Origin of the sequence: Carboxylicivirga longa (assembly GCF_050589825.1) — a bacterium.
GTDB lineage: Bacteria > Bacteroidota > Bacteroidia > Bacteroidales > Marinilabiliaceae > Carboxylicivirga > Carboxylicivirga longa.
This window is the reverse complement of sequence record NZ_JBNGOZ010000022.1, coordinates 1-14,353: the sequence shown is the minus strand read 5'-3', so window position 1 is coordinate 14,353 and position 14,353 is coordinate 1. Positions and strand designations below refer to the sequence as shown.

Genomic DNA, 14,353 nt, shown 5'->3' with positions numbered 1-14,353 from the left:
AGGAATTACCCCAATAATGGAAAAAAGCCTTGTGGGTGTTAGTGTGTAAGTCTTGTGCTTTATTGGTTGTATAATTCTTTGTTATGGATTGTAATGATCAGGTAGATAGGGTGTTTGAATGAGGTGGTGAGAGGAGAAAACCTAATCTTTTGGAGTAGGCCTTTCAGTGGTGGCAGGGTGTGGGTGTGCCAAAAAAAGTATTATCTTAACGTCTTCAAGTAGTATTAGCGGATCGATAAAAGGAAATAATATGCTGAATAAAAGGAATGCAGTGACTGTTATAAGTGGATTGTTAATGTGTATTGGTGCAATGGTGCAGGCTCAGAATATAGACCTGAAGGGACGCATTGTTGATGCGGAAACCAATAAACCTGTTGAGTTTGCCAATATTGGTGTGGTAAGTACTTACATGGGTACAGCCTCTGATTTTGATGGTTATTATGAGCTAAGCGTCAATGAGAGTTATGCCAATTACAAGGTGCAGATATCAGCTGTGGGCTATAAGGTAAAGGAGTTTACGGTAGATGAGCTGCACGTGCTAAAAGGGGAGGCTATCAAACTTTTTACTCAGACTTACGGACTGGAGGAGGTGGATGTAAAGGCAGATTCCAAACGTTTGTATGGCATACTGAAAACCGCGGCTAATGTAATTGGGGATTCCTATAAGGGATCCTATGGTGCCCGGGTATATATGCAGCAATCCTTTAAGGAGCAGACAAGCGAGGCAGTGATATATTATACCGATGCACAAGGTTATGGAATACGTAGTTTGGCTGCGGCACACAGCAGCCGGGGCTTTGAAGTGCAGGAGCTGCGCCGTAACTATTCTCCTACGCCTATTGAGGGAGGAATGCTCTATGCCAATGATGTGTTGGCTTTTGATATTGTGAGGCAGCGGGGCAATGTGCTGGATGTGGCCTTTGTGAATGATTATAGCTTGGAGTTGGCAGATGAGACTGTTGTAGGGGGGGACTCAGTATGGGTGATTCGATATAAGCTGAATGAACCTGATGTAGCCAAAACGGGCGATGCCTACTGTAAGGAATACAAAGGGCTGATATTTATTCGGCAGAATGATTACGCTGTATTGCGCAATGAGCTGGAGTTTGTGTCGAACGGCTTTTTTCATGCCGGGCGCGATGCCTATCGCAATGAGGTGGGCGATGCCTTGTACAAGGGGCATGTGGTATCGGATTATCGCCTTACCGAGGATGGTAAATATGCTCTGAGTAAAGTGGTGTACAGTGGCGATGGTGTTAATGGTAAGCGTACAATTGAGTGGATTGTATATGATTATGAGCCTTATCAGAAGGCTGCACAGCGATCTTATTTCAGCAATCGGGAAGCGGATAAGGATTTCTGGAGTCGCTTTGCGCTACCTGCTGACCGCTAATGCTGGTCTGGGGGAGGTGAGAAGATCTTTTCTAATCGTGTAGAAAAACGAATCTTAATCGATTTATATCAATAAAAAAGGGGATTTGCCAGTACTTGAGCAGCTCCCCTTTTTTACATGTTGATAGATGATCTTTAATTTTTTATTCGGTAACACCGTACCCACTCCAATGTCATGGAAGGATCGTCTTTTAGTTGCTCCACGTCTTCGGTGAGGTGCGAGCTAAATACAATGTACATGGGAGATGAGGGGATATTTTGTGTCTGCTCATTTACCTTAACCCCATTGATAAACCAGCTTATTCTATCCTGCGTCCATTCCAATGAGTAGATATAGTAGCCTTTGTCGAAACTGGCACCTGTAACGGTTTTGGAAATGCGCTCGGCACCCTTTCCATTAAGAAGTTGAGTCCCCGCAGTAAAGCTTTTGGCATTGGCGTCTTCAAAACGGAAGATGTCGATCTGTGGCGCCATTTTTTCTCCCACCATCCAAAAGGCGTGCTGTACAGGCTGTACCTGATTCACTTTTACCTTGGCCTCGAATTTACCGTATAACTGGCGATGGCTCTGACCCGTGCTGATTAAGCCTGAGGTGAAATCAAATTCTTTGGGTACAAAACCGTGCTGCGTCGTCCATGCCAGGCCGGCTACTTTTTCATTCTTCGTACTAATTTGAGCACCACCGCCGTTGATGCAGATGTTGGTGTCTTTGAAAAACTGTCGCTCATTATCCAGTACGTAGGTCTTATTTAAAAGTGCTTTACCCCAGTAATAAGCGGTAATCCATTTTTCCTTGTTTAGCTGCTTTGTCTCAAAATTATCGTCGAAGCATAACTCCCATTGAGCTATATCACCGAAATTATTGCGTTTTTCTGTCTTTAGGTACCAGTTGTAGTCGGGCGACTTAAGTAGCTTCTGGTATTCCTGTATTAGGCTGTATTCCTCCGATTTCTGAAAGCGCTTTTTGTCTTCCATCTCCTTTTTGAAGGCGATAAATTTCTCAGCGCTCACCTCCTTTTCCAGTTCGTGGAATTGCTTTAGGCGCTCTGAGTTATGGATGTGTTGATAGTTTTTATAATTCGAAGAGTTGACCTGCTTGTTATAGAGTTTAATATCCTTATCCTTTTTAAGTGCTTTGTGGCGTTTAAGCTTTTGGAAGGCTTCGGTTTTTTTAAAGCCTTTTTGTTGTTTAGCACTATTAAATTCGCTGCTGCGTATATATTCGTTTAGATCTGCTAGCTCCTTCAATTTGTCAGATTTGGCTATTTCTTCAACCTTCTGAGCCATGCCCGATGCCTGATACTTGAAGTAGCGTTTTAGTTCGCTCGATTTTTTTTGAGTATGGTATTTTTTCAGCTGTCGGTATGCAGCCGTGTCCTTAAATCGCTCTTTCTTGAGTGTTTCAACTTTCTTTTTAAAATCAGACGTATTAATAAGTATCTCCAGCTCCTTTATGCGCTTGAGTTCATCCGAATGGGTATAGGCTATAAAGCGTTGGTAGTTAGTTTTAATATCCTCTTGCTCAGCTTCATATTTAGCTGTAACGGGGTATTTGCGTAAGGTAAATAGTGCCATCAATTATTAAGTTTTAGGCGTTTTATGAATGTATGATACGATGATTAACGAATAAGGTTTAATCTTTTGTTATTTTTTTTTGACAGCAATGGGGTGTTCGTATTTGTGTTTTTCGGTGTTCGGTATAGAACATCTTACGGTAGTTTTTATTATGGGTTGACTTTATAAAGTGCTGTTAATTAACTGTTAGTGACTGTTGGTTTGGTTGTTGATGTACTCTAATGCGACAGATCAATAATGATTGATTATGGCTTTTAAATTGAAAGCTTGTGCTTATTTTGAAAAATCTGGTTTAGTTATATTAACATTCCTTAAGCTTGTTTAGGTAAAATCATAAGGAACTATAAGTAGTTATCAACCAGAGTTGTACGTAGTTTAAATGCTTTTTTAAGCCTTTATGGCTATTAATTTTCATGGGCTTTCAATAAACATGATTTCGGTCATGAATAATGATTTTTAAAAATGAGTCTTTTGCAGTGAAAATTTAAACCACTTGTATTTAAGACTTGAAAATATTGGTGTATTATGAACGATTTGTTACAGTTGGTTAGCTTTTTTGATACCACCTCTTTATGTGAGATGAACAGGGCAAAGTTATTGAACAGGGTGGATACAAAGTATGTTGTGTCACCGGCTGTATTGATAAATGCTTTGGCACAGCATGTTGATGAATACGAGGTTTTATCCATCAATGATAAGATGAGTCTGGCTTATAGTACTATTTATTTTGATACCGACGATTTGGCCATGTACAAGGAACATCATAATGGCAGAACCCATCGTTATAAAGTGCGTTACCGCCAGTATCAGGAGACGGGAGATAGGTTTCTTGAGGTGAAGGAGAAGGTGAAGAATCGAACCGTAAAGCACCGCTTACGTGTTGATAATTTTACATATCCTATCACACAGCGTCTGGCGAGCCTGGTGAAGGATTGTACACCCTATGAGGCGTGTGACCTGGAGCCTAAAATGACAACAGATTTCAATCGCATTACACTCATTAATAAGCAGGCTTGCGAGCGCATCACCATCGATTTGAATATTCGTTTTAGTAATGATCAGGATAAGACTTATTCCTTGGGTAATTGTGCCATTGTAGAAATTAAGCGAGATAAGGAAGGGGTGTATTCGCCACTTGCCCGATCGCTGAAGAGCGAGGGTGTATTGCCCTTATCAGTAAGTAAGTATTGCCTGGGTACCATTGCTCTTAATAACAAGGTGAAATACAATCGTTTTAAGCCTCGTCTGCGTGTTGTGGAAGGGGTGATGGAGCGTGCTGGTAATCAGCTGGCAATGGTGGTTTAATTATTCTGGAGATGAGATTAATAACACTAATCGGCTGCATTGGGTTTGCCATTTCTGCAGTGGCCAGTAGTAATAACCTGGACGCAGCGTTACGGGCGCGGGTGAAAGAAAGTGCTAAGCGTTTTTTTGAAGAAGAGAAGGTGTTGGCCCTAACGGTGAAAACCGATTTCACTGCTTTGCGCCACGAGCGCGACCGGGTTAGCAACGATTATCATCCGGCCACCGTTATTGTGAAGGAGGGTAATGATAGCATTGTACTTCCTGTGAAGATTAAAACACGTGGTAATTTCAGACTGAAAGCCGAGCATTGTGATTTTCCGCCTTTGCGTTTTAATTTTAAGAAGCGCGATGTGCTGAATACAGTATTTGAAGGTCAGGATAAATTAAAGCTGGTAACCCACTGTCGGGATACGAGTGCTGCCATGCAGCAGACGATGTTGCGAGAATATCTGGTGTATAAACTGTACAACCAGATCAGTGATTATAGTTTGCGCGTGCGTTTGGTAAAGGTACGCTATGTGGATATTAACTATGGCTGGGAGCTGGAGAAATATGCCTTTTTTATTGAATCGGTTGATCAAATGGCACAGCGTATGGGTGTTGAGGAGGTTGAGATGGCTAACTTAACTCAGCAACAACTTCTGCAAAATAATGCGGTGTCGCTGGCATTGTTTAATTATATGATTGGCAATACCGATTGGTCCATACCCAAGCTGCACAATGTAAAGTTATTTCGTTCCAACCGTCACAATCCTCCCATTGCAGTGCCTTATGATTTTGATATGTCGGAGTTCGTGGGTGCCTGTTATATGCAGTTTTATATGGGGCGCGAATTGCATGAATGTCGTTACAAAGGTAAGCGTGTGACCAAAGATGCCCTTGAGCAGGCCATTGCACATTATGAGTCTGTAAAAAAAGATTTGCAGAATGTTATTCTGAACTTTCCGTATCTCGATCTTCAACATAAGCAGGAGTGTCTTACCATTATCGATACCTTTTACGATGTTTTGGCCAATAAGCAGGTATGGAGACGTGTCTTTATTGCTGAAGCGCTGAAGTGAAGGAATGAGGGAAATCTTTGCTTACATCCATAATCAGGGGACAGACCGTAGCTTGTTTTCTAAGCTACTTTTTTAAAAATATACATTATTGACAGACTATTTCCCTGCAATGATAAAAAGGTGGGAAAATAGTGAAAAAAAACATTTCCCCGAACTTATTGATGACAAGGAAAATATAACGAGCAGGGCGTTTTCCCTCAAAAAACGACAAATATTTTATTTGTAATTATTGAAAAAGCCTCTATATTTGCATCCGCATTTGAGAAACAAACGCTGATACGCAGCGAGGGCAAGTGACACTGAAAGTAGGATACCATGTGGTAAAATACGAATTGCGAAAATAGCTCAGTTGGTAGAGCACGACCTTGCCAAGGTCGGGGTCGCGGGTTCGAGTCCCGTTTTTCGCTCAGATGAGAAAGAAACGCTTTTCTCTGGCTATAAAGCCCAAGTGGTGAAATTGGTAGACACGCAAGGTTGAGGGCCTTGTGGACGATTTAGTCCGTGCTGGTTCGAGTCCAGTCTTGGGCACCCAAGCGAAGCAACGGACGTTTCGGGTGTATTATACCACAACTGCCCAGATGGCGAAATTGGTAGACGCGCTGGTTTCAGGGACCAGTGTCAGCAATGACGTGCAGGTTCGAGTCCTGTTCTGGGCACAAAGCCTCCTAAGCATTAATGTTTAGGAGGCTTTTGCTTTTAAATGATTTGATAAGCTGGACTTAATAGTTTTGCAGAAGCAGTTTGATGTTAACCTTCGCTTCTCTGGCAAGCTGTTATGGATCAGGAGCAAACTCTGGGTCTAAGCATAAATTTTACAGAGACGGTAGAGGAAAAAGTTGACATCCTTAACACCTCTGAATTGTCTTCTGAAGACTTTGATTTTAGCATTAAATGATTCGGCCGCCGCATTGGTGCTTCTTCCATTGAAGTAGTTGATGATTGTTTCATGATGCGTTTCAAAGGTGCGGCGTATGATAGCAAAGGCGTCAAATCCTGATTTTTCAATCTCATTAAACCATTGCGCTAGCTTTGTTCGTAAGGTGTCGTAGTGCTTTCTAATTTATTTTTTATTATTGTACAAAAGGGGTTTTGTGCGTGTATTCAAGAATCATTTACCCCTTTTTAAAGAATTATTCAGAAAAAAAACGGGCGATTATAAAGCTTATAATTATTAATTAATAAGGAAGAAAAATAATTAAATCAGATATTTATCATGTTTAAAAAACTTGTGGCAATAGAGCCAGTGAGCTTAATTCCATCTGCTGAGAAAGAATTATTCCGTTTTGCAAAAGAGGTGATATTTTATCAAGACATCCCCAAAAGTGAGAATGAAATTAGGTTACGTATTGCAGATGCAGATGCTGTATTATTAAGTTATACATCAACAATTAGTCGTGATGTAATTAAGCAATGCCATAATTTAAAGTATATTGGAATGTGTTGCTCATTATATTCTCCTGAAAGTGCCAATGTTGATATTGAATATGCTAATCAGAAAGGAATAACGGTAACAGGAATTCGTGATTATGGAGATGAGGGTGTAGTGGAATATGTTTTAAGCGAACTTATTCGATGTTTACATGGTTTTGGTACTAACCCGGATGGAAGTGAAGCTTTGCCTTGGGATGGCGTACCACGTGAAATTACCGGGCTTAAGGTTGGTATTGTGGGTTTGGGAAAATCGGGGGGGATGATTGCTGATGCCCTGAACTATTTGGGAGCTGAGGTTTCATATTTCGCTCGCTGCGAAAAAGAAGAAGCTAAAATGAAAGGCTATCAGTTTTTGCCATTAAGCGATTTGCTCTCACAAAGCGAAGCGGTGTTTTGTTGTTTAAATAAAAACACCATTTTGCTTCATGAAGAGGAATTTATGAAACTAGGTAATCATAAAATTTTATTTAACACAGGTCTTTCACCGGCGTGGGATGAATCTGCCTTTTCGCAATGGCTCGACGAAGATAATCGTTGTTTTTGTGACACACTCGGAGCTTTGGGAAATGAATTTTTTTTGCATCACCCTAACGTGAGATGTGTGCAGGCATCCGCAGGTCGTACCCGCCAAGCCTTCGAGCGTTTAAGCAAAAAGGTTCTGGATAATTTATCAAAATACAATGGGAGATGTGATGTTACGTAAAGTATTCACAACCGACCAAGCAGCTATTTCTGCCGTTTTGCTATGAACACTGATCACCGCATGAACTTGATCATTATTGATTTCAATGCGGTGATTATCTCCAATGAATTCAGGTATCGAGGTGACCGATACCTTTATATTTTCCGGTCCGACTGATGCTAGTGAGGCGGCAACAGATACATTGACTTTTGTGGGGAACAGTGCAATGGCCTCCTGAGCATTTCCTTCAAATACTTTGCTCTTTTCAAGCTTTAAGCTATCGTTGTATTTAGGAGTATTTTTTAATGAATTTGGTCCTTTTTCTGTATCAAAAGATACGTTGGTGTTACCCATTAGCGAGACAGTTCGTAACACATCAAATCCCCCGGTTGCTCCGGATACGATATGTACTCGTTGGTTGTGTTGACGTGCCACGTCTTCCACTTTTTTATAAAATTCAGTATCGGCAAATGCACCAATCGATAAAACAACGAGCGATGTACCATTTTTCAGAACAGGTATTGCTAGCATTTTTAAAGCTGATGGTGATGCAGATTCAATCAAATAGTTTGGCTTAAGTGCTAATAGTTCGTCCAGCGAAGAGCAAACTTTACAGGTGTAATGGCATTCTGAATTTTCAATGCTCTTCGCTATGGCGTTGGCCTTTTCTTGAGAACGTGACATAACGCCGACAAGCTTGTAATCTGGTAAATATCCATCTGTTAGTGCATTGACCACAATTTTGGTCAACTTACCACAACCGACAATAGCAAGTCTTTTTGTTTTCATAGTAATTTGCAATTTTGCTATATGAATTTCATCAAATAAATTATACGGCTAAATGCAACAAATATATTAAAAGTTTTAATCCTTTGGTTAAGGAAGTACTTTTTGGCAGGGAATACGCGTTTAAAGATTAAGAATCTTCGCTCTATATTTGTCATCGAGCGCAGCTTTTAAACGCTTGACGTTCTTTGACTTTTTAATAGATTTTCTTTTTCAATCATAGCAAGAGCAATCTTCCGTACTATGTCGAAATTTACAGGCGAAGCATCCTTCTTTTTAACGATTCATCTTCTTTAAAGAGAACATCTAATGTCCAATGTAAGTTATTCTCAACGGTTAAGTGTTTGCGAACAGCATTATTTATCTTTTGAGCATCAGCTGCTAATGAAGTGATGTAATACCTTGTCCCTGTGTTAGTTTTTTTCGTTGATTTATTGAATCTCTCGGATGCAATTTTAACTATACTCTTTAATTTTGTCCACTTCTCATTTTCATCGAGAAATGTCAGGTTATCAATTACTTCACAAGTTCTTGTTTCGACACGCCTATGTCCTGCATCTACCGTAGTATCAGTTGATGTGGGTGTATTTTGGTCAAATATTTTGAGAGTTTGTGCCTTTAACTCTTTTTGATTTCCCTTAACTGCCAGTAGATAATCTGTTTTTTTCTTAATTATTTTCTCACCTATTTTGGATTGATAGCCCATTGCATCACATGTGACCAAACATCCCTTAATAGCTAACATATCAAGTAGTTTAGGAATCGCTGTTATTTCATTGTGTTTGTCATCAACAACTTCTTGTCCTAGGCAAACTTTATTTTGCGATGCATATGCTGAAACCATATGAATGGCGGGCTTTGCTGTATTCTTGTTATTTGATTTACATATCGTCTTTCCATCAATTGCAACCACCTCTCCATCTGTGAGTTTAGATAATGAATTGATCCAATCTGTCAATAGTTCGATAAAGTATCACATAATCAATAAAATAAGCAGGATGATTTTTGTTTAAAACCATAATAATCAATATTTTAATGGAGAATATCGACAACGTCAGAAAGAGTGATTATCAAGGGAAGTAATATTTATAAAACACACATAGATAGCGTGTTATCAAAAATATCAAATATCAACAGTTGGAGAAAAGAGTTTGTAACAGAGACTCTTATCCTGTTCTTGTGCATAAAAGGGCGCATTAACTTTTTGCAGTTGGGCCGCTTTGGTAAGCACAAGGAACAAAGATACCGACAACAATTTGAAAAACCATTTGACTTTCTAACTTTCAATAAAGAATTGATACTTGATCAAGGAAGCGGTCGGTATGTCATTGCATTTGATCCTTCCTATATTTGCAAGTCAGGTAAACATACACCAGGTGCCAGTTATTTTTGGTCTTGATGTGCCAGCCGTGCCAAATGGGGGCTAGAAATTAGAGGTTTGACCTCCATTGACAACCATACGGCTTTTCATTTAGAAGCTGGCCAACCGATGACTGGCAAAGATCAGTCACCTTCAGACTGGTATGCAGATATAATTACCGAGCGTAAAACACAGTTGCTAGGGCTGTCTTCGTATTTGGTGGCTGATGCATGGTTTGCAAAATGCATGTTTGTTGATCAGGTAATGGATACCGATATGCATTTAATTAGCAGGTTAAGAGATGATGCCAATTTGCGGTACTGTATCAAGGCGAGCCAACAGGCAAACCAGGAAGACCAAAAAAAATACGATGGCAAAGTTGATAACAACAATATAGACTTAAAGCACTTTGAGCCTGTGTCAGAAGATAAGCAGGCTGTAATACATAGTGCCATTATATTATGGCACTATTGCCGCTTAAAAGTTTAACGAAGTATTGAATAACGGATATTAGAAGTAACAAGCATTCGATAGATAAGTGACTAGATATTAAGTTCTTTTTTAGTATTTCAGCTGCATCCTCTATCTCTCCACCGGAACACCGGAAAGTAAAGATTGCTCGTTTGCTCAGTGCAAGGGCGCCATGTTGCAATAGTCTCCACAATAACGTATAGTTTATTGAGATAAAACTTTGAAGTTTTGTATCCACTATGATTTCACAACAAAGGATACATTATGATTTTTAATTTTACTGACCATACCTGTCTCTACTTTTTCAGGGAACCTGTTGACATTCGTAAAGGAATTCATTCGCTCTATCACCTGGTGCAAACTTCAGGGAATATGGATGCACTTAACGGTGATGGTTATGTATTCATCGGCAGGACACGTAAATCGATCAAGGTATTACGATGGCAAAAGGAGGGATTTGTTCTTTATAACAAGAAGCTTGAACTGGGTTGTTATACCCTGCCACAACAGTTAAGTGAAGGGGCTTTTTTTGAGCTTGAGCGGGATATTCTTGATCAGATGGTTAATGCCATAAAGCATAAAAGTAGTTCCAATGAACTGCGGCTAAAAGCTCAGTTAACGCTCTGATAAAGAGTAATAAAAGAGGAAGAATAGTGTGATTTTATCATGGTGGAATCTTACTATTTTTGCATCTTTAAGCCATGACGGACAGGGAGTTATTAGTCTTTTTACGAGAGCAAAATACTAAATTAATTGGCACGATAGAATCTTTATCTCAAATCGTGGAGGAGCTAACAGAAGAGTTGGCTGCATTGAAAGCAGCAATTCTAGAAAAGGATAAAGATGCTGAAAAGCTGAAGTGTTTTATGAATGTCAATCTCCCCAAAAAGACCGAGAAATGTACGAATACCGCCTCTGTTTCAGAAAACAAACCGCAGGCTCCCACACCCAAGCAAAGAGGTAATAATGGTGCCAAAAGAAAAGTCTGCGATAATATTGAAGAGTGTATAGAAGATACTTTGCCTTCCGATGCCAGTTTTGACGAAAAGAATGCCGTTTATCTTTTTCACCGCGATGTGATAAGGTACGAGTATATTCCACCACGTCTGATCAAACATATCTAACGATGTAAAAAATACAGAATGGGCGATGACTTTTTTGAAGGCAAAGCCCCTATAGCACCTTTCCTGAACTCTAATTTTGACAGCTCATTGCTAGTACACCTGATCCAGCAAAGATATGTGTACGGCTTGCCTGTTGAACGCATCATGAAATACCTAAATGAGATGGGAATTGAAATTCCCAAGGCAACTAATCACGGGCTAATTGAAAAATCAGCAGAGTTACTTGACAGGTTAATGCCAGTGCTCAAGAATACTATTTTAGAGGATTCCTAAATTCATTTTGATGAAACCTATCACACGATATTAGGTGGCGATAAAGGAAGCCGGAAGGGCTATTTCTTGCAGATTGAATAATGTGAATACATTTTCCTATTTCAAGGATGTAATACAGCGCCTGACTGAATGCCCAAGAATGACCAACGAACAAATGCGTAACTTGCTACCCGATAGGTGGGCGAAATAAAAAAGATAAAAATACCCCATCAAGTTGATCACTCAATTTGATGGGGTGTTTTTTTGTTATGGCAACCCGGAGACCTTTACGTTTCAGGTATAAAAAACGGAAATGATCATTATTAAAATCCGCTTCTCAATCGATATTATTTAAAACTTCAATTTGAACCTCTAAATTTTGCTGCATACCAATATGCCAATTACTAACCTCATAAGGCAATTCAATCACACCCTTTTTATCATCACATGAAACAATCACGGTATTTCCCGGCATAAGATCGATAACATCAGGTGCATTCAGACCTGCTACCTTATTTTCCAGGCGAATCATCAAATCTGTTGGATTACTAATTTCAAAATAGATTTTTCCTTTATGAACCCGAAAAGGTGCTTTTACTACTACTGAGGCTTCAAACAAATGACGTAACAATGCCTCAGGTCCGGCCAGTTCATCCCCAAAAAAAGCCACCGAGCGACGGTCGAACATAGCCTGCCGGAGTCCTTCCATACTGCGCTCCTTAGCAAACACCAAAGTCATTGGTCGGTAATACCTCGATAAATCAAACGCATAGCCAGTCGAATTATGTACATCCGTGCAACCAATATAAGATAATTGCTTTTGCATACACCATTCGGAGGCGATGGGGCAATAATCATCATAACCAAACACTTCAATACCATGTAACCAGTCTTTTTCATACAGCTCATCATGCACTGGCCACCATTTAGTTGTATCAGGTTGTTGAGCCTTCCATCCGGGATGATTCCATATAACGAAAGCCCCTTGCTTGTTGGCTTCTTCCATGGCCTTCATAAAATTAGACTGATCAATCTTATTTACATCACTCAAAAACAAAGCATTCATATGCCCAGGAGGCATCTTACGGGTTATTTCGCCGCCACGCACCAACAGTATATTTAATCGCTCCGCTTCCGGCTTTGCGATTTCATACGAACTGTTGAAATCTTTCGTTAAGTATTTTTTGTGCGGACGATATTCAATATGGTCTGTTATGGCGATGGCATCCAGCCCTTCGTGCCAGGCCTCTTTTACCCTTACTGTAGGCCAAACATTTCCATCGGAGAATACCGTATGAATATGAAAATCACACTTTAATATTTCGTATCCCTCTACCTGTGGCAAACGTATTTCTTTTCTACCCTGGTTTCTCAGCATCTCTGGTTTCTTAACCCGGTTAACATTTTGCGAAACCAAGGATGATCCGACACCTAGTAAAACAGACATTAACAACACCAACTTTTTCATAACTTATAGCTTATATTTTTTTAACATCAAGCAAAATTCACTTTTTGCTTAAACAACGTGTAATTATAGTAAACTAAGATCCATTTTTCAAAAATCATCATCCTTATTCTTTAGCCTACTAGCAAAATTAAAATCCCGGGGTTCCCCGGGATTTTAATTTTGCTCTATAAAACCTTATTGCCTTTACGACAAATAAAGATTTGAATTAGTATCCTTCGTTTTGAACTAACTTATCGTTAATATCAATTTCTGATTGTGGGAAAGGCCACAAGTAATGTTTTTGCTCAAAAATACGTTTTGCTCCAGGATCTTCAACTTGTGGGATGACAATATGCGCAATACCCCATCGTTTCAGATCAAAGTAACGAATCCCTTCCATCGGTAATTCTACTCTTCTCTCATTACGAATTCGCTCTCTTAATTCCTCTTTAGTCAGTCCCAAAACGGGTGGCATGTTAACACCTACCCTCGCCCGTACAGCATTTAATGCATCATAAACAGATTGATCCGGACCTTCCGCTTCATTTTGGGCTTCCGCGTACATGAGCAACACATCCGCATATCGTAAAATAATCACATCCTGTGCACTTTTGATGGTACTGGTAACCGGAGCTTGTGTGCGATCAATATATTTTTCCCAGGCAAAGCCTGTTGACAGAAACGTTTCGTCAACAACACCATTCCCGTATTCCCATGGTTCACCAGGGAGATAAATAGATAAATCAAGACGCGGATCTCTATTTTTATATGGATTTTGCGGATCGAACAAATCAGATTCATCAATAGATTTTCCATCAATACACTCGTAGGCATCCACTAAACCTTTCAAAGGCGAACATGAGCGCCAGCTTCCATACATAATATCTAAATGACTCACCTTATCGGGGGCCAGGTAAACCGAGGAAAACATTATTTCAGGATTATTATCCTGACTTTGCCCGTTAAACATACCCGCATAATCGTCACATAAAGTAAATTTCTTCTCATCAATAACCTGCTTAGCTGCCTTAGCTGCCTCTGCCCATCGACTCTCCGTTATTAGAACACGAGCCTTAAGTGCCAGAGCAGAACCTCTAACAGCTCGTCCTGAATATGCAGTATTTGGGAGATTGGCAGCTGCATAATCCAGATCTTTCAGCACCTCCTCCACAACTTCTTCACGTGTGCTTTTCGGTAAGTTCATATTATTGACATCTATTTCCCGGGTTATGATCACTCCGCCATATACTTTTACCAGACGCGAATAAAACAAGGCCCTTAAGAAACGCACTTCTCCTATATACTGCTTTTTAGCATCTTCATTTAACCCTTCTACCTTATCGATATTCCTTAGAAAGAAGTCGCAGGTAGCTATGGCCTTATAATTCAAAAAGGCTATAGTTTAATAATGCGTTGTAAAACCGATTAGTTGTTGATAACATAGGTCTATTTTCAAAAACCTTTCCT

At 39.9% G+C, this 14,353-nt stretch carries 14 protein-coding genes and 3 tRNA genes; 11 read left to right on the top strand and 6 right to left on the bottom strand.

Features of this window, described 5'->3' with window-relative positions; all coding sequences use genetic code 11:
- The first annotated feature begins 250 nt into the window (after positions 1-250).
- Entirely contained in the window at positions 251-1,393 is a 1,143-nt protein-coding gene (locus ACRD7A_RS15855) for a carboxypeptidase-like regulatory domain-containing protein (protein ID WP_430812220.1), read from the top strand.
- Positions 1,394-1,527: 134 nt separating this feature from the next.
- Here the strand turns inward: ACRD7A_RS15855 and ACRD7A_RS15850 are convergent, their stop codons facing one another.
- Positions 1,528-2,967 carry a glycoside hydrolase family 16 protein gene (locus tag ACRD7A_RS15850; RefSeq protein WP_430812221.1) on the bottom strand — a complete coding sequence of 480 codons (1,440 nt, stop codon included), beginning with the start codon at positions 2,965-2,967 and terminating at the stop codon, positions 1,528-1,530.
- A 525-nt stretch (positions 2,968-3,492) separates the two neighbouring features.
- On the opposite strand from ACRD7A_RS15850, the gene ACRD7A_RS15845 reads away from it, so the two are divergent.
- From ACRD7A_RS15845 to ACRD7A_RS15825, 5 genes are all read left to right on the top strand, one after another.
- Positions 3,493-4,272 (top strand): polyphosphate polymerase domain-containing protein, encoded by a 780-nt coding sequence (locus ACRD7A_RS15845; RefSeq protein ID WP_430812222.1) that lies wholly within the window; start codon positions 3,493-3,495, stop codon positions 4,270-4,272.
- Positions 4,273-4,283: 11 nt separating this feature from the next.
- Complete coding sequence (locus tag ACRD7A_RS15840) at positions 4,284-5,333, top strand: CotH family protein (RefSeq protein ID WP_430812223.1); 1,050 nt, start codon at positions 4,284-4,286, stop codon at positions 5,331-5,333.
- A 334-nt stretch (positions 5,334-5,667) separates the two neighbouring features.
- Positions 5,668-5,740: transfer RNA gene (locus ACRD7A_RS15835), tRNA-Gly, on the top strand.
- 35 nt (positions 5,741-5,775) lie between these two features.
- Positions 5,776-5,861 (top strand) — tRNA-Leu (locus ACRD7A_RS15830).
- A gap of 44 nt (positions 5,862-5,905) precedes the next feature.
- A tRNA-Leu gene (locus ACRD7A_RS15825) sits at positions 5,906-5,989 on the top strand.
- Between the two features lie 143 nt (positions 5,990-6,132).
- Here the strand turns inward: ACRD7A_RS15825 and ACRD7A_RS15820 are convergent.
- A complete protein-coding gene (locus ACRD7A_RS15820; RefSeq protein ID WP_430812234.1) occupies positions 6,133-6,393 on the bottom strand; it encodes a transposase in 261 nt (86 codons plus the stop codon).
- A 153-nt stretch (positions 6,394-6,546) separates the two neighbouring features.
- Between ACRD7A_RS15820 and ACRD7A_RS15815 the strand changes: the two genes are divergently transcribed.
- The gene (locus ACRD7A_RS15815; protein ID WP_430812224.1) at positions 6,547-7,467 is read left to right on the top strand and encodes an NAD(P)-dependent oxidoreductase; all 921 of its coding nucleotides are present in this window, start codon (positions 6,547-6,549) and stop codon (positions 7,465-7,467) included.
- Here ACRD7A_RS15815 and ACRD7A_RS15810 read toward each other — a convergent pair.
- Together ACRD7A_RS15810 and ACRD7A_RS15805 are read right to left on the bottom strand one after the other, a co-directional pair.
- Positions 7,435-8,235, bottom strand: a complete 801-nt coding sequence (locus ACRD7A_RS15810; protein WP_430812225.1) for an aspartate dehydrogenase domain-containing protein — start codon at positions 8,233-8,235, stop codon at positions 7,435-7,437. The two genes, ACRD7A_RS15815 and ACRD7A_RS15810, sit on opposite strands and share 33 nt — an antisense overlap.
- Before the next feature lie 250 nt (positions 8,236-8,485).
- A complete protein-coding gene (locus ACRD7A_RS15805; protein ID WP_430812226.1) occupies positions 8,486-9,190 on the bottom strand; it encodes an ISAs1 family transposase in 705 nt (234 codons plus the stop codon).
- 531 nt (positions 9,191-9,721) lie between these two features.
- On the opposite strand from ACRD7A_RS15805, the gene ACRD7A_RS15800 reads away from it, so the two are divergent.
- The 4 genes from ACRD7A_RS15800 (at position 9,722) to ACRD7A_RS15785 (ending at position 11,460) form a co-directional block, all read left to right on the top strand.
- Positions 9,722-10,081 carry a hypothetical protein gene (locus ACRD7A_RS15800; protein ID WP_430812227.1) on the top strand — a complete coding sequence of 120 codons (360 nt, stop codon included), beginning with the start codon at positions 9,722-9,724 and terminating at the stop codon, positions 10,079-10,081.
- Between the two features lie 246 nt (positions 10,082-10,327).
- Positions 10,328-10,690 carry an IS66 family insertion sequence element accessory protein TnpB gene (gene tnpB, locus ACRD7A_RS15795; RefSeq protein ID WP_430812228.1) on the top strand — a complete coding sequence of 121 codons (363 nt, stop codon included), beginning with the start codon at positions 10,328-10,330 and terminating at the stop codon, positions 10,688-10,690.
- A gap of 74 nt (positions 10,691-10,764) precedes the next feature.
- A complete protein-coding gene (locus tag ACRD7A_RS15790; protein ID WP_430812229.1) occupies positions 10,765-11,187 on the top strand; it encodes a hypothetical protein in 423 nt (140 codons plus the stop codon).
- 18 nt (positions 11,188-11,205) lie between these two features.
- Entirely contained in the window at positions 11,206-11,460 is a 255-nt protein-coding gene (locus ACRD7A_RS15785) for an IS66 family transposase (protein ID WP_430812230.1), read from the top strand.
- Between the two features lie 316 nt (positions 11,461-11,776).
- On the opposite strand, the gene ACRD7A_RS15780 is transcribed toward ACRD7A_RS15785, so the two are convergent.
- Both ACRD7A_RS15780 and ACRD7A_RS15775 read right to left on the bottom strand, forming a co-directional pair.
- Positions 11,777-12,907, bottom strand: a complete 1,131-nt coding sequence (locus ACRD7A_RS15780; protein WP_430812231.1) for an Sb-PDE family phosphodiesterase — start codon at positions 12,905-12,907, stop codon at positions 11,777-11,779.
- A gap of 205 nt (positions 12,908-13,112) precedes the next feature.
- Entirely contained in the window at positions 13,113-14,276 is a 1,164-nt protein-coding gene (locus ACRD7A_RS15775) for a RagB/SusD family nutrient uptake outer membrane protein (RefSeq protein WP_430812232.1), read from the bottom strand.
- Positions 14,277-14,353: the final 77 nt, after the last annotated feature.